Source organism: Mesorhizobium sp. M1163, from assembly GCF_040318415.1.
Taxonomy (GTDB): Bacteria; Pseudomonadota; Alphaproteobacteria; order Rhizobiales; family Rhizobiaceae; genus Mesorhizobium.
This window is the reverse complement of record NZ_JAMYMF010000033.1, coordinates 42,954-68,007: the sequence shown is the minus strand read 5'-3', so window position 1 is coordinate 68,007 and position 25,054 is coordinate 42,954. Positions and strand designations below refer to the sequence as shown.

The window sequence follows — 25,054 nt, the reverse complement described above, 5'->3', positions numbered from 1 at the left end:
TGCCCTCAGCCGTAATGGACTTTGCGTTCCACATAGCGGAACTGGATAGCTGTCAGGGCGATGACGATGGCCATCAGGATGACCGACTGCGCCGCCGAGTCACCCAGGATCAGATTGACGAAGCCGTCATTGTAGACCTTGTAGACCAGCGTCTCGGTCGTCTTGCCCGGGCCGCCCCCGGTGACGGCATGAACGATGCCGAACGTGTCGAACAGGGCATAGACGGTGTTGACGACCAGCAGGAAAAAGGTTGTCGGCGCAAGCAGCGGGAAGACGACGGTCCAGAAGCGCTTGGTCTCGCCGGCGCCATCCATGGCCGCCGCCTCGATCAGCGTTTTCGGCACCGCCTGCAGGCCGGCGACGAAGAACAGGAAATTGTAACTGATCTGCTTCCAGGCAGCCGCCGACACCAGCAGGATCATGGCGTGGGTGCCGTTGAGCAGCGGGTCCCATGCGATGCCGAGGCTTCTCAGCAAATAGGCCAACGAGCCGATCGAAGGATTGAACAAGAAAAGCCACAGCATGCCGGCAATCGCCGGCGCGACGGCATAAGGCCATATCAACAGTGTGCGGTAGAGGCCTTTGCCGCGCACGGCCTTCTCGGCCATGACCGCGAGCAGCAGGGCCACAACCATGGCAACGATCGCGGTCGCAAGCGAGAACACCACGGTGACCTTGATCGAGTTGAGGTAGGCCGGATCGGCCAGCACCTTCCGGAAATTGGCAAACCAGACAAACCTGCTCTTTAGCCCGAACGGGTCTTGTCTGAGCATCGACTGGTAAAGCGCCTGACCGGCCGGCCAGTAGAAGAAAACCAGGGTGATGGCGAGTTGTGGCGCCACCAGCAGGTACGGCAGGATCTTGTTGGGAAATACGACGCGTGGAGACAGGCTGATTTCCCTCGCTATCCAGGTATCGCCCACGCGAGCTCGCGTGGGCGATATTCCAACCGACTAATGCATGTCGCCCAAAAGTGCGCAGCGATTTTGGGATAACGACATGCATAAGAACAAGAGCTTAAAGCGCGTCGCATGTGGCCATTCAAACGCGACGCGCTTTAACCGAGATAATCTCGTCAGTTCTCCAGCGCTTCCTTGATCGCGGCGTTGCCGCGTGTGACCGCATTGTCGAGCGCCTGCTGGGCGGTTTGCTGGCCGGCCAGCAGCTTCTCCAACTCCTCATTCTGGATATCACGCACCTGCGGCAGATTCGGCAGGCGCACGCCCTTCGAGTTGTCGGTCGGCGCCTTGCCCGTCATCTGCAGGATGGGTGTCTCGCGGCCGGGGTTTTTGTCATAGAAGCCTGATTTCTTGGTCGCCTCATACGCGGCGAGCGTCACAGGCAGGTATCCCGACTTCTGGTGCAGATATTTCTGCACATCGGTCTTGGACAGATAGGCAAAGAAGGCGGCAACACCCTTATATTCCTCGTCCGACTTGTTGCCGAACACCCACAGGCTGGCACCGCCCGGCGTGGTGTTCTGTGGTGCGCCCTTGGCGTCGCTATCGTAAGGAAGCTGGCCGATGCCATAGTTCATGCCGGACTTGACGATATCGCCGAGGCCGCCCGACGATTCGGTGAAGATGCCGCATTCGCCAGCGAGGAATATCTGCTTGGCTTCGGAGGTGCGCCCGCCATACTTGAACGTGCCGTCCTTGGCTAGGTCCGCGAGTGCCTGGAAGTGGTTGACGAAAATCGGCGCATTGATCTTGAGTTCGACATCGCCGCCGGCCAGGCCGTTCTGCTGAGTGGCCCAAGGCACGTCATTCCACGCCGCGAAATTCTCCAGATGGATCCAGGTCAGCCAGGTCGAGGTATAGCCGCAAGGGGCGGCGCCGCTCGTCTTGATCTTCCTGGCAGCTTCCCACACCTCGTTCCAGGTCTGGGGCGGGCTGTTCACGTCGAGGCCCGCCTTCTGGAAAATGTCCTTGTTGTAGTAGAGGATCGGCGACGAGGAGTTGTAAGGGAACGACAGCATGGTGCCGTCCGGCTTCGAATAATAGCCGACGATGCCGGGCAGATACTGGCTCTTGTCAAAGGTCATCCCGGCACTGGTCAGCACATCGGCCGCCGGCTTGATCGCACCCTCGGCCGCCATCATCACGCCGGTGCCGACGTCGAACACCTGGAGGATATCGGGCGCCTGGCCGGCGCGGAAAGCGGCGATGCCGGCATTCAGCGTCTCCGGATAGGTGCCCTTGAACACCGGAACGAGCTCATAGTCGCTCTGGCTGGCGTTGAAATCCTTGGAGATCTTGGCGACGACCTCGGCGTTGGCGCCGGTCATGGCGTGCCACCAGCTGATCTGCGTGACGGCGAAGGCGGAGGTGGTGGAAAGCAGGGTCAAGGTGGCGGCAACACCGGCCGCGAAGCCGAAGAACTTCATGTTTCATCTCCCGTTTGTCATTGGCGAAAGGGGCACTCTCGCAAAGCCAATATGTGGCGCTGATGACAATCGGACAACGGTTTTGTTGCGGGTCAATGAACATCGCTTCCGGCTAAAGTGCGCTCGCTACCGAAAGCGTCGCCAGGAACTACATCACCGCCTTCTCGGCGGAGCGCATCGGTTTTCCCCGAAAAGGCCCGCCTCATGGCCCGCGGGTTAACCATTCGTTAAAATCTCCAAGAGCTAATCAGTCACACCTCCCCTGTTATTTGGCAGACCGAGTGAACCCAGGATGCTGACGGTCTATAATTGTATTGTAAGTCAGCACGACCTGAGACTGGTCGCACTTGCCGCCCTCGTCTGCGGCATTTCTTGCTTCTCTGCAGTAAATCTCCTTAAGCACGTCGGCCGATCGACCAACCGAAACCGGCTTGTCTGGCTAATGATCGCCGCAACTTCGACCGGGTTCGGCATATGGGCGACGCATTTCATCGCCATGACTGCGTTTACGCCGGGAATACCAAACGCATATAATCCGGGATTATCCGCCTTTTCGCTTGCCGCCGCCGTCATCCTGACCGCGCTTGGGATGTGGGTTGCCACCTTGCGCCGCGGCATCGACCATTTCCTCGTCGGCGGTGCCATTCTCGGTGGTGCCATCGCGACGATGCACTACATCGGCATGGCGGCGTTCGAGGTCGAGGGCCGGATCGTATGGAACCTGCTCCTTGTCGCGATATCGCTTCTGGCCGGCGGGACGCTCGCGGCAATGGCGCTCCTTGTCGTCTTGCGCCGCCCGTCCGCGCTCGCAACACTTGGCGGCGCCGCGCTTTTGACGCTGGCGATTTGCAGCTTGCATTTCATCGCGATGGGCGCGGTGTCGATCATTCCGGATTCCTCGATTGAAATATCCGAACATTCCATCGAGCCCATTTCCCAGGCCTTTGCCGCAGCGGTCGCCAGCCTGGTAATCCTTGTGCTGTCAGGCGCCGCGCTGTGGATCGACCTGCGCTTTCGCCGGCAGAGGCTCGAGGCCGATCGCATGCACGATCTCGCCAATGCCGCGGTCGAAGGGCTGATCGTTTGCGATGGCACACGCATAGTCAGCGCCAATGACAGCATGGCGAAACTGACGGGCACGGCGACAGCCACCCTGAACACGATGCAACTCGGCGAGCTGTTCGATGGACAGAGCGCAGCCGATGTATCCGGCTTCGGCGAACAGGCACAAGAAACGAAATTGAGGGGCAGCGACGGCACGAGAATTCCTGTCGAGCTGATCGCCAGGAAGATCGCCTACTGCGGCAGGCCTCATACGGTGCTTGCCGTTCGCGACATCCGTGAGCGCAAGAAGGCGGAAGAAGAGATCCTCCGTCTCGCGCATTTCGATCCACTTACCGGGCTTGCCAATCGGCGGAGCTTTTCTTCCCGGCTCGAAGCAGAAATCGCTTCGATGGAGCGTGGCAGCAAGGATGGATATCTGGCGCTCCTGCTGCTTGACCTCGACCGATTCAAGCAAGTCAACGACCTCTACGGCCACAGCGCCGGTGACGCCATGCTGCAGAAGCTGGCGCACTGCATTTCCGGCATTCCGCGCCACGGACAGATGCTCGCGCGTCTCGGCGGCGACGAGTTTGCCGTCTTAGCTCCGAACCTCCCCGACCCCCTGGCCGCAGGCCGCATAGCCGAGGACTTGCTGGCGGCGATCCGGGAGGAAAACAGGGTTTCAGTCGGCTCCGGCCTTGTTTCGGCCAGCATCGGCATCGCCTTCTTTCCGCTGGATGCCGAAGATCAGGCCGGCCTGATCGGCCATGCCGACACGGCACTCCATCGCGCCAAGACCGAGGGCAGGGACACCTATCGTTTTTTCGAGATAGCCATGGGCACCGCGGCCCGCGACAAGCGCGTGATGGAGCATGAACTGCGCCAGGCGATCGCCCGCAAGGAGTTCCACCTCGTCTACCAGCCGCAGAAGGAAATCCGCAGCGGCAAGATGATCGGCTTCGAAGCCCTGGTCCGTTGGCAGCATCCGGAGCGGGGCGACATTTCCCCGGCCGTTTTCGTCCCCGTGGCCGAGGACAGTGGCGCCATCGCGCAGATCGGCGACTGGGTGCTGATGACGGCTTGTAACGATGCTGTTCGCTGGACGAATCCGCTGATGGTCGCCGTCAACGTCTCCGCCGTGCAGCTTCACAATCCGAACTTCAGCCGCAAGGTGCACGACGCACTGTCGAGATCCGGCCTCGCACCCGGCAGGCTCGAACTGGAGATCACCGAAACGGCCCTGGTGAAGGACATGCCCCGCGCATTGGCAACCTTGAGGCAGGTCAAGGCGCTTGGCGTGCATGTGGCGATGGACGATTTTGGCACCGGCTATTCTTCGCTGTCCAACCTTAGCGCCTTTCCCTTCGACAAGATCAAGATCGACGGGTCGTTCATCAAATCGGTCGACAAGAACGGCCAGTTCGCGGCGATCGTCCGCGCCGTGCTGGGGCTTGGACGCGGTCTCGGCCTGCCGGTCCTGGCGGAGGGCATCGAGACGCCGGGCGAATTGCAGTTCCTTGACGCCGAGGCTTGCGAGATCGGGCAAGGCTATTACCTCGGCAAACCGGCTCCGATCGAGACATTCGGCGAGTTGACGGGCGTCACGGCTCCGGCAGTCCGCACCGCCAGCCGGCGCGGCGCAAGCATCGCCGTGCTCAAGCCGCGCCTGCGCACGGTCTGAGCCTATCCCGGCTGAAGCGCTGCCTCGACCAGACGCTTGGCATCCGGCCCCGACCATTCGGCCGGGCCGTTCATATGGGCGATCAGGCAGCCTTGCCCATCGATCAGCATGGTGACCGGCAGACCGAGCGCCAGGCCGCGCGTCTTGACGTCGTTGAACAGCGCCATGGTGGCATCGCGATAATAGCCGAGCGCCTTGACGCCGGTGTCCTCGAGGAACTTCTTCGGCTTGGTATCGTCGCCGGCATCGACGTTGACTGCAACAACCTGAAACGCGTCGCTGCCCATCTCCTTCTGCAGTGCATCGAGCGCCGGCATTTCGGCGCGGCAAGGTGCGCACCATGTTGCCCACAGATTGAGCAGCACCGTCTTGCCGGCATGATCGGCGATCGTCGTCGGCTTGCCGTCGGGGCCGTTGAAGGCGAGGCTTTTCAGCGATTGCGGCGGATCCGCCGGCAAAAGCGCGGCGACTTGACCGGTAGCGGCCGCGGCGATCTTCTTGGCATGGTCGGTCCTGGCGGCGCAGGCGACGTCGTCCTTGCCGCCGCCGGCGGCCACTTGCGCGGGCGCGTTGTTGCCAGAACCGCTTTCCCTGACATATACCGCGACCGCGCCGGCCAGCACGCCCGCAACCAAAGCGGCGAGGATGAGACGCAAAGCCGGGAAAAATCTATTGCCGTCTGCCATTTTTCAAAAACTGCTCCGGAGCACGGGTTATAGCGATGAGCGACAAGAAGGCCAGCAACCAGATGTGGGGCGGACGTTTTGCCTCGGGTCCGGCCGCAATCATGGAAGCGATCAACGCGTCGATCTCGTTCGACCGCAAACTCTATGCCCAGGACATTCGCGGCTCGATCGCCCATAGCGAGATGCTGGCGCAAACGGGCATTATTTCGGCGGCCGATCAAGAAAAAATCAGTCACGGGCTGAACACGATCCTGGCAGAGATCGGGGCCGGCACATTCGAGTTCTCGACCAGGCTGGAAGACATCCACATGAATGTCGAGGCCCGCCTCGCCGATTTGATCGGCCCCGCCGCCGGCCGCCTGCACACTGCCCGCTCGCGCAACGACCAGGTGGCGGTCGACCTCAGGCTCTGGGTCAAAGACGAGTGCTTTCGTGTCGCCGAGGCGCTGAAAGGCCTGATCACAGCGTTCCTCGCCCGGGCCGAGGAGCATGCGGCAACGGTGATGCCGGGCTTCACCCACATGCAAGCGGCGCAGCCGGTGACCTTCGGCCACCACTGCATGGCCTATGTCGAGATGTTTGCGCGCGACCTGTCGCGCGCCCGCGACGCGATCGAGCGGATGGACGAAAGCCCGCTCGGTGCGGCCGCCCTCGCCGGCACCAGCTTTCCGATCGACCGGCACCAGACGGCAACGGCGCTTGGTTTTCGCGAACCGATGCGCAATTCGCTCGACAGCGTTTCGGACCGCGATTTCGCGCTGGAATTCTTGGGGCTGGCGGCGATCTGCGCGACACATCTGTCGCGGCTGGCCGAAGAGATCATCATCTGGTCGACGCCGCAATTCGGTTTCGTCAGGCTGTCGGATAGCTTCTCGACGGGTTCGTCGATCATGCCGCAGAAGAAGAACCCCGACGCCGCCGAACTGGTGCGCGGCAAGACCGGCCGTGTCACCGGCCATCTGGTCGGCCTGCTGACGGTAATGAAGGGCATGCCGCTGACCTATGGCAAGGACATGCAGGAAGACAAGGAATCCGTCTTCGACGCGGCAGAGACGCTCGACCTGATGCTGGCGGCGATGACCGGCATGATGCGCGACATGACGGTGAACACTGCCGCGATGAAAAAGGCGGCGGGCGCCGGCTATTCGACTGCGACCGACCTCGCCGACTGGCTGGTACGCACGCTCGGCCTGCCGTTCCGCGAGGCGCACCATATCACTGGCCGGGCGGTGGCGCTGGCCGAGGACAAGAAGGTCGGGCTCGACAGGCTTTCGCTGCAGGATTTGCAGTCCATTCACCTCGGTATCAGCGCAGACGTGTTTTCGGTTCTGGCCGTGCAGAATTCTGTAAAGAGCCGCACAAGCTTCGGCGGCACCGCGCCGTCCGAGGTGCGCAAGCAGATCCGCTACTGGAAAAAGCGGCTCGCCAAGGCGTAAGACGCGGGGTGCAATGGCCGCAAAACTCGGCTAGAAGCGCTGCGGGCAACAGTTTCGGACGGATGACGCGATGACCGGAAGCAGGATTTTGGTGACGCTGACGCTGCTAGCGGCGATGGCGACCGTTGCGGCCTGCGGCAGGAAGGCTGCGCTCGATACGCCCTACGCGGCAGCCGTGCAGGCGCGCAAGGACGCCGAGAAGGCCAAGCAACCTTTGCCGCCGGAGCCGGAAAAACCTGTCGAGGACAAGAAATTCATCCTCGACCCGCTGCTCTGATTTTCGGACCGATCTCGTGAACCATTTCGACTACCGCGACGGCGTACTGCATGCCGAGGACGTGGCAATATCAGATATCGCCGCCAGTGTCGGCACGCCGTTTTATTGCTATTCGACGGCGACGCTGACCAGGCATTTTCGCGTCTTTGCCGAAGCTTTTGCCGGGCTCGACGCCCTCGTCTGCTATGCCATGAAGGCGAATTCCAACCAGGCTGTGTTGAAGGTGCTGGCAAGGCTCGGCGCCGGCGCCGACGTGGTCTCGGAAGGCGAACTGCGCCGCGCTTTGGCCGCCGGCATTCCGGCAAGCAAGATCCTGTTTTCAGGCGTCGGCAAGACCGCGCGCGAAATGGATTTTGCGCTCTCGGCCGGCATTCTCTGTTTCAACGTCGAATCCGAACCGGAGCTGGAGCTGCTGTCGGCCCGCGCCACCGCGCTGGGCAAGATCGCGCCGATCTCGCTGCGCATCAACCCGGATGTCGACGCCAGGACGCACAAGAAGATTTCGACTGGGAAGGCCGAGAACAAGTTCGGCATTCCCTGGCAGCAGGCGCGGAAGGTTTATGCCCGCGCGGCTGAGTTGCCGGGCATCAGGATCACCGGCATAGATACCCATATCGGCAGCCAGATCACCGAATTGCAGCCCTTCGACGACGCCTTCGCGCTGCTGGTGGAACTGGTCGGCGCGTTGCGTGCCGACGGGCATGCCATTGAGCATATCGATGTCGGTGGTGGCCTCGGCATTCCCTACCGCGTCGACAACAACCCGCCGCCTTTGCCCGAAGCCTATGCCCAGATCGTCAGGAAGCATGTCGCCAAGCTCGGGCTGAAAGTGATGTTCGAGCCGGGCCGGCTGATCGTCGGCAATGCCGGAATCCTGGTCTCGGAGGTCATCTTCGTGAAAGAGGGCGACGCCAAGAACTTCCTCGTCGTCGACGCCGCGATGAACGATCTGATCCGGCCGACCCTTTACGACGCCTTCCACGACATCAGGCCGGTGGTGCAGCAGCCGGTCGCGGCACCGCGCATGAAGGTCGACGTCGTCGGCCCGGTCTGCGAGACCGGCGACTATCTCGGGCTCGACCGTGACCTGCCCAGGCTGAAAGCCGGCGACCTGATCGCTGTCGCCACCGCCGGCGCCTATGGCGCCGTCCAGGCCGGCACCTACAACACCAGGCCGCTGGTGCCGGAAGTGCTGGTCGACGGCGACCGCTTCCACATCGTGCGCCCGCGCCAGACCTATGACGAATTGATCGGGCTGGATTCGGTGCCTGATTGGTTGACCTGAGAGATACCTTGCAGCGCTACAGCCGGTGCTGAATGAGCACCCTGGCCTCGGCGATCCTGTCCTCGTTCCGGCGATAGAATATCCACTGCTTGATACGCTTGCTGCGCAAAAGCCCTGCCTGGGTGAGCACGCGCATATGCTCGCTGAGCGTCGCCTGCGTGATCCCCAGCTTTTCCGCGATCAGCAGCGCGCAGACCCCGTCCTCGACCAGATCACCGTCCGCCTGCGGCGGAAAATGCGCGCGCGGGTCCTTGAGCCAATCGAGGATCTGCAGTCTGCGCTCGCTGGCAATCGCTTTGAAGACGTCGACCTCTTGCATTTAGGCACTTTGCCAAGTTACTAAGTAATGTCAACTCTGGGAGTGAAGCATGCTGCATGGCCACACGATCACCCGCGAGCGCATTGCGGCGATGGAACCCCGCATCCGGCCCTTCGTGCGCCACACGCCGGTGCTGCGCGTCGACATGGCCGATTTCGGCCGCCCGCCTCTGCCTGTCGACCTGAAGCTCGAATGCCTGCAGCATTCCGGCTCGTTCAAGGCGCGTGGCGCGTTCACCAATCTCCTCGAACGGCCGGTTCCCGCAGTTGGCGTCGTCGCCGCATCGGGCGGCAACCACGGCGCCGCGGTCGCCTATGCCGCCATGCGGCTCGGCCATAAGGCGACCATCTTTGTTCCCGAAGTGAGCCCGCCGGCCAAGCTGGGCCGCATCCGCGGCTACGGCGCCGAGCTGATCGTCGGCGGCGCCCGTTATGCCGAGGCGCTGGCCGCCAGCGAGAGCTTCGCCGAAAAATCCGGCGCGCTGCAGATCCACGCCTTCAACCAGGAGGAGACGCTGGTCGGGCAAGGCACGCTGGGCCTCGAGATCGAGGCCGACCTGCCGAAGCTCGACACGCTGCTGGTCGCTGTCGGCGGCGGCGGCTTGATCGGCGGCATCGCCGCTTGGTTTTCCGGCCGCATCAGGATCATTGCCGTCGAGCCAGAGGGTGCGCCGACGCTACACCGCGCTTTCGAGGCGGGCCGGCCTGTCGATGCCCCGACCGAGGGCATCGCCGCCGATTCGCTCGCGCCGAAGCGTGTCGGCGAAATGATGTTTCCTATCGCCGAGGCGTTCGTCGAGCGCTCGATCCTCGTCGGCGACGACGACATTATCGCCGCCCAGGCGGCGCTGTGGGACCGGGTGCGAATCATCTCCGAGCCGGGCGGTGCGGCGGCCTTCGCGGCGCTCCTGTCCGGCCGCTACAGGCCGGCTGTGGGCGAGCGCGTTGCCGTTCTGGTCTGCGGCGCAAACGCCAATCCAGCGAAATTTTGACAATATCCGGGGCATTATTGTTCACGTTTTGGGGAACCGCCTCGCCTTCGCCGTGTTTGTTGGTATCCTTAGGGCGACGTGCAGCCGCCTGAATGCACGACGTATGCGCTAAGATTTTGGGTCTTCGCATCGTGCTTCCCGAAAATCGACTTTTCGGGCCCATGCGATAGACTCGTGAGGTCCGGGCTATCCCGCCCGGCCAGGAAGGGCCGATGACGCAACGACCCGTCTTTACCAGCGATCGCAGCCTGGCCGGGCGCCTTGCCTTGAGCCGGCTGGCGACGCAGGTCTCGATAATCGTCGAGCGCGGCTGGCCGTTGCTGCTGCCGCTGATCATCGTCGCCAGCCTGTTTCTCAGTATCTCGTGGCTCGGTCTGTTCCCGCTTTTGCCCGATTTAGTGCGATTCGGTCTCATCACGGCATTCGGCGTCGCAGCGCTTGCCGCACTCTATCCATTGCGTTTCTTCCGCACGCCATCCAGTGCCGAAGTCGACCGCCGCATCGAGGCGGCCAACCGGTTGCTGCACAGCCCGGTGCAGGTCCAGACCGATCGCCCGAGCGGCAAGGAAAGCATTTTTTCGCGAGCCCTGTGGCGCGAGCATCAGCGGCGCATGGCGGACCGGCTGGGCGAGCTTGGCGGCGACGTGCCGCGCACGCGCGTCCCCGAGCATGACCCGTGGGCGTTGCGCGCCGTTGCGGCGCTTTTGTTGGTCACCGCCTTTGCCTTCTCCTTCGGGCCGTCGGGCGGCAAGCTGAGTGACGGGTTTGTTGCCCGTGCCGCGCGCGACGTCGTGCCGCCGCGCATTGATGCCTGGGTGACGCCACCGGCCTATACCGGCAGGCCACCAGTATTCCTCAACGCCCCTGTCCTTGCCAACAATGCCAATCAAGCGGCGCCGACCTTCACCGTTCCGGAGGGCAGCGACGTGTCGCTGCGCGTCACGGGCGGTTCGGGCGAGGAAACGCTGAGCTACGCCGACGCCGGCGGCAACACCCGCGCCATCGATCCGACCGGGCCGCAAGCCAAGCCAGAGGCAAATACTGCAACGCCTTCCACCGTGCGCCAGTTCAGCGGCAAGTTGACGGCCGACGGCATGCTGACGCTGCAATCCGGCGACGGCGAGCTCGGCCGCTGGGCCTTCGCCATAATCCCCGACAAGCCGCCGCAGATTCGCTTTGTCGGTGAGCCGAAACGCGCCGTCAACGGCGCCTTCGAGCTCAACTACCAGATCGACGACGACTATGGCGCGGCCTCCGCCAAGGCGGTTTTCGCATTGGCCGATCCGCAGGTGCCCAACGCGCATCCGCTCTATGGCCCGCCGGATATGCCGCTGACGTTGCCGCGCCGCGGCGGCAAGGCCAATGCCGCCAAAACGACGAAGGATCTGACCGACCATGTCTGGGCCGGTGGCAACGTCAAGCTGTCGCTTGTCGCCACCGACGGCGCCGGACACACGGCGACCAGCGAAACCAAGACGCTGGTGATGCCGGAGCGGCCATTCTCCAATCCCTTGGCGCGGGCCGTGGTCGAGCAGCGCCGCATGCTGGCGCTCGACGCCTATGCCAAGGACCGCGTCCTCGACCTGATGGATGCGATCACGCTCAGGCCCGAAGACACGTTCGACAATATGGCGCACTACCTCGCCATCATGAGCGCCCGCACCCGGCTGAAGATGGCCGACAGCGACGACCAGTTGCGCGACGAGGTCGCTTACCTCTGGGAGATCGCGCTCGGCATCGAGGAAGGCAATCTGTCGGCGGCCGAGAAGCGGCTGCGCCAGGCGCAGCAGGCGCTGCAGGATGCGATCAAGAACGGCGCTAGCGACCAAGAGATCGAGAAGGCGATGAAGGAACTGCGCGAGGCGATGAACCAGTTCCTGCAGGAATTCGCGGCGCGGGCGCAGCAGAATCCGAATGCGCCACAGATGCAGCAAAACGGCCAGGAACTGCGCCAGAGCGACATCGACCGCATGATGGACCAAATCGAGAACCTGGCGAAATCCGGCAATCGCGACCAGGCGCAGCAATTGCTGTCGGAGCTGCAGGACATGATGAACAATCTGCAGGCAGGCCGCCAGCAGCAAGGCGGCCAGCAGGACAGCGAGATGCGCCAGCAGATGGACAAGCTGGGCGAGATCATGCGGCGCCAGCAGGAGATGATGAACGACACCTTCCGTATGGACCAGATGCAGCGCGGCCAGCAACAGCGCGGGCAGAACCGCGACGAGCAACTCGGCGAGAACGGTGAGCAAGGCCCGATGGGCGAAGAGGGCAAGCCCAGCCCGGGCGACGACCGCGATCCGCTCGGCCGGCCGAAGCCGATGACGCCGCAGGAATTTGCCGATGCGCTGAAGCAATTGCAGGAAGGCCAGGGCAAGCTGCAGAGCGAGCTCGATCAATTGAGGAAGGGCCTCGAAGGCATGGGCCTCGACCCCAATGAGGGGTTTGGCGAAGCCGGCAAATCCATGGGCAATGCCGAACAGGCGCTCGGCGAGGGCGAGGGCGACCAAGCCGTCGGCCACCAGGGCCGCGCATTGGAAGCCTTGCGCAGGGGCGCCAAGGATATGATGAAGCAATTGCAAGCGATGCAAGGCGACCAGGGCGGCAACGGGCAGGGCGGACGCCAGCAGAATGCCGACCGTGACCCGCTCGGGCGGCCCCGCACCAGCGAGGGTCCCGATGACGGAAGTTCGGTGAGAGTGCCTGACGAGATCGACGTGCAGCGCGCGCGCCAGATCCTCGAGGCAATCCGCAAGCGGCTCGGCAACGCGCTCAGCCCCGATATCGAGCGCAGCTATCTGGAGCGGTTGCTGGAGCTGAAGTAAGGCTGCACTCTACATTTTTGGAAGATCGCCGTGCGCGGTCCTCCGTGGTGGCAGCTATCGCCGGACCGAGCGACGTGTTTAACGGTTGGTGAACGCCTCGCGGATCGCCTCTTCCATGCCGTCGATCGCCTCGCCGGAAGCGTTCGGATTGCGCCGCAGCACTACGTTCGAGGAATCGATGTCGCCGAAGCCGTCGGCGGCCGTAAGTTCGCGGCAGCCGGCCGGAATGTTGCTGCGCGAGATCGGCGCAATCGCCAGCCCGGAGGTGACGGCGAGCCGCAGGCCGCCATTGGTATCGCTGGTGTAGGCGACACGATAGGCGAGACCGCGCTGTTCCAGCGACTTTATCGCGAAATCCTTGCACCAGCCGGCGCGGTTGTAGAGCGCGATCGGCACCGGCCGGTCCTCATGCATGTGATGCAGCTCCGACGTCACCCATACGGTCGGATCATGCATCAGCACCTCACCGCCCGAGAGATCCTGCCATTCGAACACCACCGCCAGATCGAGCTCGCCGGCGGCGAGCGCCGCGATCTGCGCACCGGAATGCGCGTAGCGGACGGTGATGTCGACCTGAGGATGGCGCTTGGCAAAGGCACCGAGCGCGCGCGACAGGATCGCGTGGCCATATTCCTCCGGGATACCGATGCGCACCGGCCCGCCAAGCGGCGCCGCGACCATCGATGCCGCCGTCTCGTCGAGCAGCGAAACGATGCGCCTGGCGTTGGCGATGAGCTCGCCGCCGCGCCGCGTCAGCGCCACACCACGCGAGCCGCGCTCGAACAGGCTGTCGCCGACCATGCTTTCGAGCTTCTTCATCTGCATCGAGACCGCCGACTGGGTGCGGCCGGCCCGCTCCGCCGCCTTGGTGAAATTGCCGGTGTCGGCGATCGCGACGAAGGTGCGCAAGAGGTCGCTGTCGAGATTGGGTCGCATGTGCCCGCCATAAGAAAATCTGATTGCTGGCATCATTCCAATTCGTTTGCAACATGTCAAACGGCGGACGATAGTCGCCTCACCCATTGGATATGCGGCCGCGAAATCGGCCGCGGACCAATCAAAGTCCTCACTCGTACCCGCTGCCCGAAACGGTGGCGGGTTCTTTTTACCCGGATGCAGGCCTGCTTCCGGCCGGCGCGCAGGAGACCGGAGCGCCCATGCAGAATCGGCTTGTGCTCGGCATCCTCAGCCTCTGTCTCGGCGTGCTGGTCTTTTCACTGCAGGACCCGCTGGTCAAGGCGGTGTCGAGCCGCTATCCCGTCACCGAGGTGATGGCGATCCGCTCGATCGTAGCCCTGCCGATCCTGGTTTTCCTCGTCCACGCCGACGTCGGATTGCAGGCGATCCTGTCGAGGCGGTTCGGCATGCTGACGATGCGCGCCTTCATCCAGTTCACCTCCTACACGGCCTACTATCTAGCAATCGCCGCCCTGCCGCTGGCCGACGCGGTGGCGCTCTATTTCATGGCGCCACTGTTCATCATGGCGCTGGCCGGCCCCTATCTCGGCGAACGCGTGTCCTGGCAGGCGCTCGCCACCGTCCTGGTCGGCATGCTCGGCGTGCTGGTGATGGCGCGCCCGGGTGCCGGCGTGTTCGACTGGGCGGCGCTGCTGTCGCTAGGCTCGGCTCTGCTCTACGGTTTTTCGCAGCTGATGGCACGCAAGATCGGCGACACCGAATCCTCGACCGTCATGGCGTTTTACCAGAACGGCGCCTATCTGGCCGGTGCTGCCCTGGTGGCGGGGCTGTTTTGGCTGGCAGACATCGACCATGCCGTGCATCCGAGCCTCGAATTCCTCGTCCGGCCATGGGTCTGGCCGACGACGTCGGATCTGCTGAAGATGGGGGCATGCGGCTTCGTTGCCTCGGCCGGCATGATCCTGTTGTCGCAGGCCTACCGGTTGGCGCCCGCCAACAGCGTCGCCACCTTCGAATACACCGGTATCATCTGGTCGCCGCTATGGGGTTTTCTGTTCTTTGCCGAAGTGCCGCGACCGGCGACGGCGGCCGGCGCAGCGCTCATCATCGGCGCCGGCCTGTTTGCGCTCAATGCCAGCCGGCGCCGGAGCGGCGCGCCAGCCATCGCTGCGACCTGCGACCCTGCGTGAAGGCGGTCGGCCTTGGGCTTTAGGCGAAACAGGCGAGCGCCTGTTCGACGCGGGCGCGAATTTCAGCCAGCGTGAACGGCTTTTGCACGACATCGAGAATAACGCCGTCCAATTCCTCGGCGCGCTCGCGCTGATCGGCAAAGCCGGTCATCAGCATGATCTTCATCGCCGGGAACAGCGCCGCTGCCGCCTTGGCCATCTCGATGCCGTCCATCTCCGGCATGCGGATGTCGGACAGCACAAGGTCGTAGCCCCCTTGCGCCGCCCGGATCAGAGAAAGACCGTGCGCGCCGTCGGCGGCAATAGTGACATTATGCCCGGCGCGTTCGAGCGCACGGGCGGCGAGGGTGCGGACGGATTCATCGTCCTCGACGATCAAGAGCTTTGCCATGGGCAGGATATTTGGCGAGGAAAAGTTGATGTTTCCTGAAGGCGCTGAGTGTCGATGAGGCCTTTTCAGAATTCGCTCCGGCGAGTCAGATGGCGTGGTTTTCGAGAACCGGAGCGGAGCGGACGTTCGAGTCCGGGAGCTTCGCGCTTGATCCCGAACTCGGTTTCGATTTCGGAAAGCATCATGCGCAAAATCAAAAGTGCTACAGCGTCCTTTGCGCGTCCAAAGGACGCGCTGCGCTGCAGGAAGCGCAGAACACTGCGTCAGGTGGCCGCCGGAGTAGAATTATCAAAAAGGCCTCAAGCGTCGCCCTTGACCATGCCGACGAACGGCAATTCGCGAAACGCGTGGGCGACGTCCATGCCATAACCGACGACGAAATAATCGGGGCAGTCGAAGCCGACATAGTCGGCGTTGAGCGTGGTTTGGCGGCGCATGCGCTTGTCGAGCAGCACGGCGATGGCACAGCTCCTCGCGCCGCGCGACAGCATGAGGTCGCGGGTGAAGCTCAGCGTCTTGCCGGATTCGAGAATGTCGTCGATGAGAAGCACATCGCGGCCGGCGACCTCGTTGTCGATGTCGCGCAGCACCCTCACCTCACCGCTGGTTGTCCCGGCGCCATAGCTCGAGATGAAGATGAACTCGACCTCCGGCGACAGGCCGACATCGTGCATGGCACGGATAAGATCGGCGGCGAAGATGAATGATCCCTTCAGCACCGAGATTACCAGAAGGTCGTGGTAGTCGTGCCCGGCGATCTCCTTGGCAAGTTCCAGATTCCGCCGCGCGATGGCGGACGCCGAAAACAGGACTTCGATGTCCTTGCCGCGCACAACTGGCATTGGCCGCCTTTCCAGAAATGATCGCCTTGTAGGCGAAGCTGACCGAAAACGGTCTTCAACCCCGTTTCTAGGCATGTCGAGCCGTCTGGCAAGGCCAAATCTTTGGCAGGGCGCCCGCGAACCGTCCCCTGCGCGTCGCAAATCGTTTATCTGGTGACCTGTTGATTTTCTGGCGCCGTTCTAACGAACCAGCGCATGGCCGCCCGAAATCCAGAAGGCGGCCAAGGCGGCACCGACGCCGGCAATCCAGAAGATCGGCCCACCGTGCACCCACAACGGCCGTTCGACGGCGGTTTCGAGCTTGCGCAACATGTCCATGCCTTCGATCGAAGGCGTAGAAATCATGCGCGCAGGCGGCGGTGTAAAGTCTGGACGCGTAAAATGGCGGGGCAGCACCTCATAATCGGCATCGATGACGTCGGCGGTCACGTCGCGCATGATGCGTTCCGGCTCGGCGGCCGGATCGGTCATGATTTCGCCGGAAACCGGGCGCGCGGTTCGATCCTCAGCCATCGTGGCCCAACACTACGGCACCTGTTCGCTGTTCGTTTCTTTGGGTAAACGGAAATGGTTAACGCTTCCCCACCGGAACCCCTGTGACTCGTTTGAAAAGCCCCCAAATTAACCGTCGGTTAACCATGCCGGCCGATGGTCTTTCCACAGAAAGGGCTGGCATCTTGCCGCCGAGAATTTCAGGTCGTCGAAAGTGATCCGCTTCGAAAATGTCGGCCTCCGCTATGGCATGGGTCCGGAGATCCTCCGCGACATCTCCTTGCACATTCCGGAGCGCTCCTTTCAGTTCCTGAGCGGACCTTCAGGCGCCGGCAAGACGACGTTGCTGCGGCTTTTGTTCATGTCGCTGAAGCCGACGCGCGGCCTGATCACCATCTTCGGCAAGGACCGCTCGCGCATCTCGCGCACCGAATTGCCGCATCTGAGGCGCCGCATCGGGGTGGTGTTCCAGGATTTTCGCCTGCTCGACCATATGACCACCTACGAGAACGTGGCATTGCCGCTGCGCGTGCGCGGCCGCGAGGAGGCGACCTACCGCACCGACGTCACCGAGCTGCTGAAATGGGTCGGCCTCGGCGAACGCATGCATGTGCTGCCGCCGGTGCTGTCTGGCGGCGAGAAGCAGCGCGCCGCGATCGCCCGTGCGTTGATCGAGCAGCCCGAGATCCTGCTCGCCGATGAGCCGACCGGCAATGTCGATCCACCGCTGGCACGACGCTTGCTGCGGCTGTTCATCGAGCTCAACCGGCTGGGCACTGCCGTGGTGATCGCCACGCACGACCTCGGCCTGATGGAACAGGTCGACGCACGGCGCATGATCCTGGCCGGCGGAAGGCTGGACATCTATGACTGAGCTCTCCGTCGAACATTTCGAGGGTCACGACGCCGCAGCGGCCAAGCCCCGCGTCCAGCGCAAGATGGCGCCGATCGTGCCGGCGCAGAACATCGCCGGCCGGGCGCTGGTGCTGGTCATCGCCATCATGACGTTTCTGTCCTGCCTGACGTTTGGCGCAGTCACGCTGGTGCGTGACACCGCCTCGGTCTGGGAGAACCAGATCTCGCGCGAGGCGACCATCCAGATCAAGCCGGTCGACGGCCTCGACATGGAGGCCGCGCTTGCGCTGGCCTCGCAGATCGCCGGCGAATTCCCTGGCGTGAAAAGCGCCAGGATCGTCGACCGCGAAGCAACGGCCCGGCTGCTCGAGCCTTGGTTGGGCTCGGGCCTGAACATCGATGAGCTGCCGGTGCCGCGCCTGATCATCATCACCATCGACGAGAACAGTCCGCCCGATTTCGCCGCACTGCGCGCGGCGATCACGCCGAAGCTGCCGAGTGCATCGCTCGACGATCATCGCACCTGGGTCGACCGGCTGGTCACCATGGCCCGCACCACGGTAACGATCGGTCTCGCAGTGCTGGCGCTGATGCTGTCGGCGACGGTGCTGACCGTGGTGTTCGCGACGCGCGGCGCCATGGCCGGCAACGGCCACATCATCGAGGTGCTGCATTTCGTCGGCGCCGAGGCGCGCTTCATCGCGCGCGAATTCCGCCGGCATTTTCTGGTCACCGGCATGAAGGGCGCCGCGGCGGGCGGCGCCGCGGCAATCCTCGTCTTCATCGTCTTCTCCTGGTGGTCGTCACGCAACATGGCAACGCCGCAGGCCGACCAGGCGACCGCCCTGTTCGGCAATTTCGCCATCGGCTCGGCGGGTTATCTCGGGGTCGCTGTCATGGTGCTGGTGATCGGCGCGCTGACCGCGGCAACCTCCCATTTCACCGTGGTTACCTATCTCAGCGACATCGACATTCGCCAGCCGGACGCCGGCTAAAGGAAAGATCGATCACGGATGAAAACGCATCGTCACGAAAATTGCATTTTTTTCCTACCAAAGGCCGTATTTCGGGGTTAACCATTTCATGATGGACGTTCGGGACTCGACCGATACCGCTGGGTGCATGCCAGTGCTGGTTGCGCGTCCGCATGAATTCGCCGGGCCTGATGAATTTGCCAAGCCGGATCAGTTCGCCAAACACGGGCGGCTGCTGGCAGCCCGCTCCTTACGCCTCTCGGCTCTCCTTCTGCTCGGTCTTGTGGCGTTGTTTGTCGCCGGCTTCGGCTGGTTCGCCAATACCGTCAGCCGTCTGACGACGCCCGCCAATCCGGCAAGGGCCGACGCTATCATCGTGCTGACCGGCGGTCAGTCGCGCCTCGACGCCGCAATGGGGCTGCTTGCGTCAGGCAAGGGCGAGCGGCTGCTGATCAGCGGCGTCCATCCCTCCGCCAGCCGCCGCCAGCTTCAGGCCGCGACCGGCGGCGACAAGAGGCTGTTTTCCTGCTGCGTCGACATCGACCGCGCCGCGCTCGACACGATCGGCAATGCCGAGGAAAGCGCCAAATGGGTCGAGGACCACGCCTACGGCACCGTCATCCTCGTCACCAACAATTATCACATGCCGCGCAGCCTGCTGGAAATGGGACGGCTGCTGCACGGCGCCAGGCTTGAACCCTATCCGGTGGTCAACACCAACCTTGGGAATGGCGGCTGGCTGACCAAGCCGGAAGCGCTGCGCGTGCTGTTCACCGAATACAGCAAATACCTGCTGGCGCTGGCGCGTGGCATCATGCCGGTGAAGCAACCGCCCAACAGCGTCACGCTGGCCGACGCCGCGGGCGGAAACTGAACGGCACCGGCAGTTTTTATTCCCTGGCTGTTGCACCCGAGCGCAAGCGCGCGATCTCCTGCTCGAGCCGTTCTATACGCCTGTCGCGTTCGGCCAGAGCCGCCGCCACATCGGCCGCTTCGAAACGCTGCGGGATGTGCTGTGAGCAATTGGAATCCCAGGCAGAAACGGTAAACAGGATGACCTGTTCGGGTCGCGCTTTGTAGTCTTGCGGCACCAGCTTTGCCATCAGTTCGGCATCGCCCTCGACGACCTGCGCTGTGCCCCAGATCTTGATGCGCTGCCGGTGGGCATAATCGATGAGGAACAGGAAAGCCTGTGGGTTGTCGCTGAGATTGCCTTGGGTGATGAACTGCCTGTTGCCGGAAAAATCGGCAAAGCCGATCGTCCGTTCGTCGAGCACCTTGAGGAAACCGGCAGGCCCGCCGCGATGCTGGATGTAAGGCTGCCCGTCAGCATTGGCGGTCGACAGGAAGACGCTGGTCTGCGCCTCGATGAAGGCGGCGAGATCGGGCGTGATTGCCGCCTGCCAGCCACCACGCTCCTCAACACGGGCATAGGCCTGGCGCGAGCCCTTGCGGGCTTGGATCGCCTTCACCGTCGGTGTGAAGGCAACATCGCTGGTGTGAGCGTTCATGAAGACCCTCCTCAACTGCCGAGCTACGCTGCATTACTCACCGAAAAGTAGATACTTCCATCTTCGAGAAGCAGATGCCATATCTGCGATGCGTCCTTCCATTCTTCGGAAGGGCCAATTTTTTCGGGAAAGTTATGGATCGCCTCCACTCCATGTCGCTTTTCGTTGCCGCGGCGGAGACAGGCAGCCTTTCGGCTGCCGGGCGTCGCTTCGGCATTCCGCTGACGACGGTCAGCCGCAAGGTTTCGGACCTGGAAAGGCACCTGAAGACACGGCTGTTGAACCGCTCGGCGCGGCAGCTGTCGCTGACCGATGCCGGCCACGCCTATCTCGCCGCCTGTCGTCGCATTCTCGACGAGGTCGGCGAGGCCGAGCGAATAGCCGCCGGCGAGTACAGCGCCCCGACCGGCGAACTGATCGTCACCGCGCCGATCGTCTTCGGCCGCCTGCATGTGCTGCCGGTCGTCACCGCCTTTCTCGCCGCCTACCCCGACGTAAGTGTGCGGCTGACACTCGCCGACCGGATAACCCAGTTGGTCGAAGAGCACATCGATCTCGCCATCCGCATCGGCGCCCTTGCCGATTCGAGCCTGGTCGCCATCCGCCTCGGTTCGATCCGCCGCGTCGTTTGCGCGAGCCCGGCCTATCTCGCCGAGCACGGCACGCCGAAAAAGCCGCAGGAGCTTGCGGCACACAGTGCGATCACCTTCGAAGGGCTCAACGCCTCCGCCTGGAGTTTCGCCACCGGCAAGGCCGAATTCACCGTACCGGTCCGCTCCAGGTTACGGGTCAACACCGCTGAGGCGGCAATCGATGCGGCGATTGCTGGCGTCGGCGTGACGAGGCTGCTTTCCTACCAGATCGCCGCCGCGGTTCGGTCGGGTACGCTGCGCCCCGTGCTGCAGGAGTTCGAGCCCGAACCATGGCCGGTGAGCCTCGTCCATGCCGGCCAGGGCCTGCTGCCGGTGAAGCTGCGCGCGTTCCTCGACTTCGCCGCCCCACGCCTGAAGCAGCGCCTGCTGCAGGCGGCGTGGCAGGCGTGACGAAAGACGGCCTACCGCAAAACCGGGCCGATCGCCGGCCTCGCACCGTTTCCTTTTTGCCGGCGCTTGGTGTAACCAACGCACACCTCCTCACCGGGCACTTGCTGTATGCTCTATTTCCGCTCGCTGGCGTTCAATCTCGCCTTTTACCTCAATCTGATCGTCCAGATGATCCTCTGGACCCCGTATTATTTCCTGTCGCCGCGCCACCGCGCCTGGTTCGTGCCGAAATTCTGGTCGCGCACCAGCATGTGGCTCTACGACAAGATCGCCGGCACCAGAAGCGAGATCACCGGCCAGGAGAACCTGCCTGAAGGCTCCTTCATCCTGGCGCCGAAGCACCAGTCCTTCTGGGACACGATCGCTTTCCTGCCGTTCCTCGACGATCCCGTTTACATATTGAAGCGGGAGCTGACCTGGATCCCGTTCTTCGGCTGGTACATCTTGAAGATGCGGATGATTCCGGTCGACCGCGGCAGCCGCTCGAAGGCATTGAAGATGGTGATCGCCGCGACCAAACAGGAATTGGCGCGCAATCCCCGCCAGCTCATCATCTATCCCGAGGGCACGCGCCGGGCGCCGGGCGACGAGCCGGTCTACAAATACGGCATCGTCGAACTCTATGCGCAACTTGGCATTCCGGTGGTGCCGGTCGCTCACGTCGCCGGCCTCTATTGGCCGCGCCGCAAATTCCTGCGCTATCCCGGCACGATCAAGGCGCGCTTCCTGTCGCCGATCCCGCCCGGCCTCGGCAAGGACGAATTCATGCAACGGCTGATCGGCGAGACGGAGGCCGCCTGCGACCAGCTCCTCGTCGAGGCGTCGCAAACGCCGAACCCGCCGCCGATGCCGCCGACTGCGGTGAAAAGGCTTGGTGAGCTGGACGCGAAACCTGAATTGAAAGGCTGAGGCAACGGCCTCAGATGCCACAAGGGCTCACGGCAGGGCAGCCAGGGCGGCTGTTGCAACCAGCGTCACGGCAAACACCAGATTGATGATCCGCGACGCCAGCGGTTTGCGCAGCAAACGTGCAAAGGCTGCGCCGGCGAGAAGCCACAAGAGATGAATGGCAACGATCATCAAGGTGAGAACCCCCAGCTTGGCTGAAATACCGAGACCGCCGGCGCCGGAAGACGCGCCGGCGAACACGGCGGCAATCGCCACATAGGCTTTCGGGTTGGCAACAGCCAGAAGAAACCCGCCAAGGAAAGTGGGAAGCGCCGCTCCACGGACGCGTGCCGTCAGTGGCGGCGCCGTCGCTATCTTGAACGCCAGGTAAAGGATGTAGGCTGCCGAGGCGACCGCCAGCAGCGCCGCGAGCTTCGGCAACGCGGCGAGAACGGCCATGATGCCCGTCGCCACCACCACGAGCACGAGGATCGTGCCAACAACGATCCCCGAGGCATAGCGGAGCGAATCCCGCAGGCCGAACGCGGCGCCGATCGCGGTGACGCTTATCGTCGCCGGCCCCGGGCTGCCCATGACGATGGCCGATGCCAGCACAAGCGCCAGCAATTGCTGCCATAGCTGCTGATCGAGAAGAACCTGTCCGGCCATGCGGCGTCCCTGCATTCCTGTGACGATGTAGGACGGTAGGCAAGGCAGCGGTGCGGGTCTTGAACGATCGTGCGCGGCTATGCGCTGGCCTTGTCGAGCTCGGCGATATCGTCCGGACTGAGCTGCAACGACGCCGCACGCACCAGGCTGTCGAGCTGGCCGAGCGTCGTCGCGCTGGCGATCGGAGCGGTGACGCCGGCGCGCGCCATGATCCAGGCCAGCGCCGCTTCCGCCGGCTTGGCCGAATGTCTGGCCGACACGGCGTCGAGCGCTGAGAGAATGCGCATGCCACGCGCGTTGAGATACCCTTTCACACCGCCGCCGCGCGGGCTTTTGCCGAGATCGGCTTCGCTGCGGTACTTGCCGCTCAAAAACCCTTTGGCGAGGCTGAAATAGGTGATGACGCCGATGTCCTCGGCCACGCACAGATCACGCAGCGGACCATCGAAGAACGAGCGGTCGTAGAGGTTGTATTCCGGCTGCAGCACCTCGTAGCGCGGCAGGCCGCGCAGGCTTGCTACGTCGAGTGCGGCGCGCAATTGGGCGGCGTCGAGGTTGGAAGCGCCGGCATAGCGGATTTTGCCCTTGTCGAGCAGTTTCTGGTAAGCACCGAGCGTTTCCTCATACGGGGTCGCAGGGTCGGGCCAGTGCGACAGATAGAGATCGACGGTATCGACCTGCAGCCGCTTCAGCGAGGCATCAATGGCCTTTTCGATATAGGCGGCGGACAGATCCCTTTTGCCCTGCCCCATGTCCGAACCGAGCTTGGTGATGACGACAACCCTGTCGCGGTTGCCGCGGCTCTTCATCCATTTGCCGATGATGGTTTCGGATTCGCCGCCCTGGTGGCCGGCAATCCAGCGCGAATAGGAATCGGCCGTGTCGATGGCGTTGAGACCGGCGTCGACAAAGCGGTCGAGCAAGTCGAACGAGGTTTTCTCATCGGCGGTCCAGCCGAACACATTGCCGCCCAGAACCAATGGCGCGATGGATAAGTCGGTGCGACCGAGACGACGTTTCTGCAAGGCTGATCTCCATGGTGATTCATGCTGAGGCGGGTGGGAGCCGCCGACCGGGCTAACCTATGTCGCGCCATGGCAACGTCAAACGCATAGCCTCTTTTCCAACCCGCTGGCGCTTCACAAAACCGCGACCCGCCGCGCCGTGTCCGGCTTCCAAACCAGCCCCTCTGAGGAAATTGGCAAGTTTAGCACATAGATTGTCAAATCTGCCAATTCTGGCCTTTGCCGGCTGGCCATAAGTTCCGCGGCGCCGACGCAAATTTCGGCACGGTCTGGCCAAGCCCAGACTGTTTGCCCCGGATCGTTTGTTATGGAGACCGGCATGAAAGCAATTGTATTTGACGCCATCGGCTCGCCGCGCGACGTGCTCTACGTTGACGACCTGCCGATGCCGCGGATCGGCGATGGCGAGGTGCTGGTCAGGATGGTCTCGGCCTCGATCAATCCGGGCGACTTCCTGTTTGTCCAGAACCTCTATCCCGAACCGAAGAAGCCGCATTTTCCCCAGCAGATCGCGGGAAACCATGGCGCCGGCATCGTCGAAGCCGTTGGCGCGAACGTTTTGCTGGAACCGGGCACGCTCGTCGCGTTCAGCTATTATGGCAGTTGGGCCGAGTACGCGGCCATTCCCGCCGGATGGCTGATCCCGTTGCCTGCCGGCTATCCGGTCGAACGCGCCGGGCAGATGGTGAACCCCATTACCGCGTGGGATCTGATGGTGGATTCCCGTGTGCGGCCTGGCCAGTGGCTGGCTGTCACGGCCGGCTATTCGTCGATTTCGACAATGGTGATGCAGTTCGCCCAACGACGCGGCATCAACGTCATCGCGCTGGTGCGGCGCTCGCACCAAAGCTTCGATCTGAAGACGCTTGGCGTCGCCGCCATTCTTGACCTTTCGGACTTGAAGGCAAGTATCCGGGAAGCCGTGATGGATATCACCGGTGGCGCCGGATTGAACGGGATTATCGACAATGTCGGCGGACCTGTCAGCGGCGAATTGATCCGCACCCTGGCGCTCGGCGGGCAGATGGTGATCAATGGCGGCATGAGTGCCGAGCGCTTCGAACTTCACAATTTCGATGTGTTGCTGAGCGGCGTGGAGATCAGGGCGAATATCTATCGCTACTTCTTTTCGCCGCCGGTCGAAGCCGACCGACCTGTGCTACGCGAGATCATCGACATCTTCGGCCAGCCCGGCTTCCACGTTCCTGTCGGCGGTCTCCGCCCGTTGACCGAGTTCAAGCTCGCCGTGGCAAACAGCCTGGATCGCGCCGATCTTGGCAAACAGATTTTCAGGATGTAGCCCGGACCACGACGCCGAAAGCATCA

24 protein-coding genes are annotated in these 25,054 nt (G+C 63.1%); 13 read left to right on the top strand and 11 right to left on the bottom strand.

All coding sequences use genetic code 11. From position 1 onward, the window contains the following. Positions 1–5: 5 nt before the first annotated feature. Positions 6–890 carry a sn-glycerol-3-phosphate ABC transporter permease UgpA gene (gene ugpA, locus NKH43_RS26970; RefSeq protein WP_352860753.1) on the bottom strand — a complete coding sequence of 295 codons (885 nt, stop codon included), beginning with the start codon at positions 888–890 and terminating at the stop codon, positions 6–8. A 185-nt stretch (positions 891–1,075) separates the two neighbouring features. Then, a complete protein-coding gene (gene ugpB, locus NKH43_RS26965) occupies positions 1,076–2,386 on the bottom strand; it encodes a sn-glycerol-3-phosphate ABC transporter substrate-binding protein UgpB (protein ID WP_352860721.1) in 1,311 nt (436 codons plus the stop codon). A 292-nt stretch (positions 2,387–2,678) separates the two neighbouring features. Here ugpB and NKH43_RS26960 point away from each other — a divergent pair, with 292 nt between their 5' ends. Next, entirely contained in the window at positions 2,679–5,111 is a 2,433-nt protein-coding gene (locus NKH43_RS26960) for a bifunctional diguanylate cyclase/phosphodiesterase (RefSeq protein WP_352860720.1), read from the top strand. Between the two features lie 2 nt (positions 5,112–5,113). Here the strand turns inward: NKH43_RS26960 and tlpA are convergent, their stop codons facing one another. After that, entirely contained in the window at positions 5,114–5,797 is a 684-nt protein-coding gene (gene tlpA, locus NKH43_RS26955; RefSeq protein ID WP_352483519.1) for a thiol:disulfide interchange protein TlpA, read from the bottom strand. Between the two features lie 35 nt (positions 5,798–5,832). Here tlpA and argH point away from each other — a divergent pair, with 35 nt between their 5' ends. The 3 genes from argH to lysA all read left to right on the top strand — a co-directional run bounded on the left by argH (position 5,833) and on the right by lysA (position 8,795). After that, positions 5,833–7,233, top strand: a complete 1,401-nt coding sequence (argH, locus tag NKH43_RS26950) for an argininosuccinate lyase (protein ID WP_352860719.1) — start codon at positions 5,833–5,835, stop codon at positions 7,231–7,233. A gap of 70 nt (positions 7,234–7,303) precedes the next feature. Beyond that, positions 7,304–7,510: a hypothetical protein gene (locus NKH43_RS26945; protein ID WP_023677931.1), complete on the top strand. Its 207-nt coding sequence runs from the start codon at positions 7,304–7,306 to the stop codon at positions 7,508–7,510. 16 nt (positions 7,511–7,526) lie between these two features. Next, positions 7,527–8,795: a diaminopimelate decarboxylase gene (gene lysA, locus NKH43_RS26940; protein ID WP_352817697.1), complete on the top strand. Its 1,269-nt coding sequence runs from the start codon at positions 7,527–7,529 to the stop codon at positions 8,793–8,795. 16 nt (positions 8,796–8,811) lie between these two features. On the opposite strand, the gene NKH43_RS26935 is transcribed toward lysA, so the two are convergent. After that, positions 8,812–9,114, bottom strand: coding sequence for an ArsR/SmtB family transcription factor (locus NKH43_RS26935; RefSeq protein ID WP_023721088.1), 303 nt, complete (start codon positions 9,112–9,114; stop codon positions 8,812–8,814). Between the two features lie 49 nt (positions 9,115–9,163). Between NKH43_RS26935 and NKH43_RS26930 the strand changes: the two genes are divergently transcribed. Both NKH43_RS26930 and NKH43_RS26925 read left to right on the top strand, forming a co-directional pair. Next, positions 9,164–10,105 (top strand): threonine/serine dehydratase, encoded by a 942-nt coding sequence (locus tag NKH43_RS26930; protein WP_023721089.1) that lies wholly within the window; start codon positions 9,164–9,166, stop codon positions 10,103–10,105. Between the two features lie 212 nt (positions 10,106–10,317). Next, positions 10,318–12,930, top strand: a complete 2,613-nt coding sequence (locus NKH43_RS26925) for a TIGR02302 family protein (protein ID WP_352860718.1) — start codon at positions 10,318–10,320, stop codon at positions 12,928–12,930. Between the two features lie 78 nt (positions 12,931–13,008). On the opposite strand, the gene NKH43_RS26920 is transcribed toward NKH43_RS26925, so the two are convergent. Beyond that, on the bottom strand, positions 13,009–13,866 hold the full coding sequence (locus NKH43_RS26920) for a LysR substrate-binding domain-containing protein (RefSeq protein ID WP_352860717.1): 858 nt from the start codon (positions 13,864–13,866) through the stop codon (positions 13,009–13,011). A gap of 221 nt (positions 13,867–14,087) precedes the next feature. Between NKH43_RS26920 and NKH43_RS26915 the strand changes: the two genes are divergently transcribed. Beyond that, on the top strand, positions 14,088–15,038 hold the full coding sequence (locus tag NKH43_RS26915) for a DMT family transporter (protein WP_352860716.1): 951 nt from the start codon (positions 14,088–14,090) through the stop codon (positions 15,036–15,038). 19 nt (positions 15,039–15,057) lie between these two features. Here NKH43_RS26915 and NKH43_RS26910 read toward each other — a convergent pair whose 3' ends face one another. From NKH43_RS26910 to NKH43_RS26900, 3 genes are all read right to left on the bottom strand, one after another. Then, positions 15,058–15,429 carry a response regulator gene (locus NKH43_RS26910; RefSeq protein WP_023721093.1) on the bottom strand — a complete coding sequence of 124 codons (372 nt, stop codon included), beginning with the start codon at positions 15,427–15,429 and terminating at the stop codon, positions 15,058–15,060. A 299-nt stretch (positions 15,430–15,728) separates the two neighbouring features. Next, positions 15,729–16,271: a hypoxanthine phosphoribosyltransferase gene (gene hpt / locus NKH43_RS26905; protein ID WP_023721145.1), complete on the bottom strand. Its 543-nt coding sequence runs from the start codon at positions 16,269–16,271 to the stop codon at positions 15,729–15,731. Between the two features lie 180 nt (positions 16,272–16,451). Next, the gene (locus tag NKH43_RS26900) at positions 16,452–16,742 is read right to left on the bottom strand and encodes a hypothetical protein (protein WP_352860715.1); all 291 of its coding nucleotides are present in this window, start codon (positions 16,740–16,742) and stop codon (positions 16,452–16,454) included. A 235-nt stretch (positions 16,743–16,977) separates the two neighbouring features. On the opposite strand from NKH43_RS26900, the gene ftsE reads away from it, so the two are divergent. From ftsE to NKH43_RS26885, 3 genes are all read left to right on the top strand, one after another. Beyond that, positions 16,978–17,637 carry a cell division ATP-binding protein FtsE gene (gene ftsE, locus NKH43_RS26895; protein ID WP_023677923.1) on the top strand — a complete coding sequence of 220 codons (660 nt, stop codon included), beginning with the start codon at positions 16,978–16,980 and terminating at the stop codon, positions 17,635–17,637. After that, positions 17,630–18,613, top strand: a complete 984-nt coding sequence (locus NKH43_RS26890) for a cell division protein FtsX (protein WP_023721095.1) — start codon at positions 17,630–17,632, stop codon at positions 18,611–18,613. Before ftsE ends, NKH43_RS26890 begins: the two co-directional genes overlap by 8 nt. 88 nt (positions 18,614–18,701) lie before the next feature. Then, positions 18,702–19,466 (top strand): YdcF family protein, encoded by a 765-nt coding sequence (locus tag NKH43_RS26885; RefSeq protein WP_352483512.1) that lies wholly within the window; start codon positions 18,702–18,704, stop codon positions 19,464–19,466. Positions 19,467–19,482: 16 nt separating this feature from the next. Here the strand turns inward: NKH43_RS26885 and NKH43_RS26880 are convergent, their stop codons facing one another. Continuing rightward, entirely contained in the window at positions 19,483–20,103 is a 621-nt protein-coding gene (locus NKH43_RS26880) for a pyridoxamine 5'-phosphate oxidase family protein (protein WP_352483511.1), read from the bottom strand. Between the two features lie 134 nt (positions 20,104–20,237). On the opposite strand from NKH43_RS26880, the gene NKH43_RS26875 reads away from it, so the two are divergent. Together NKH43_RS26875 and NKH43_RS26870 are read left to right on the top strand one after the other, a co-directional pair. Further along, on the top strand, positions 20,238–21,146 hold the full coding sequence (locus NKH43_RS26875) for a LysR family transcriptional regulator (RefSeq protein WP_352483510.1): 909 nt from the start codon (positions 20,238–20,240) through the stop codon (positions 21,144–21,146). A 108-nt stretch (positions 21,147–21,254) separates the two neighbouring features. Next, positions 21,255–22,055, top strand: coding sequence for a lysophospholipid acyltransferase family protein (locus NKH43_RS26870; protein ID WP_023721099.1), 801 nt, complete (start codon positions 21,255–21,257; stop codon positions 22,053–22,055). A 27-nt stretch (positions 22,056–22,082) separates the two neighbouring features. Here NKH43_RS26870 and NKH43_RS26865 read toward each other — a convergent pair whose 3' ends face one another. Then, positions 22,083–22,703: a LysE family translocator gene (locus NKH43_RS26865; protein WP_352483509.1), complete on the bottom strand. Its 621-nt coding sequence runs from the start codon at positions 22,701–22,703 to the stop codon at positions 22,083–22,085. A gap of 77 nt (positions 22,704–22,780) precedes the next feature. Continuing rightward, on the bottom strand, positions 22,781–23,728 hold the full coding sequence (locus tag NKH43_RS26860; protein ID WP_352860714.1) for an aldo/keto reductase: 948 nt from the start codon (positions 23,726–23,728) through the stop codon (positions 22,781–22,783). Positions 23,729–24,047: 319 nt separating this feature from the next. Here NKH43_RS26860 and NKH43_RS26855 point away from each other — a divergent pair, with 319 nt between their 5' ends. Continuing rightward, on the top strand, positions 24,048–25,028 hold the full coding sequence (locus NKH43_RS26855) for a quinone oxidoreductase family protein (RefSeq protein ID WP_352860713.1): 981 nt from the start codon (positions 24,048–24,050) through the stop codon (positions 25,026–25,028). The last annotated feature ends 26 nt before the right edge of the window (positions 25,029–25,054 follow it).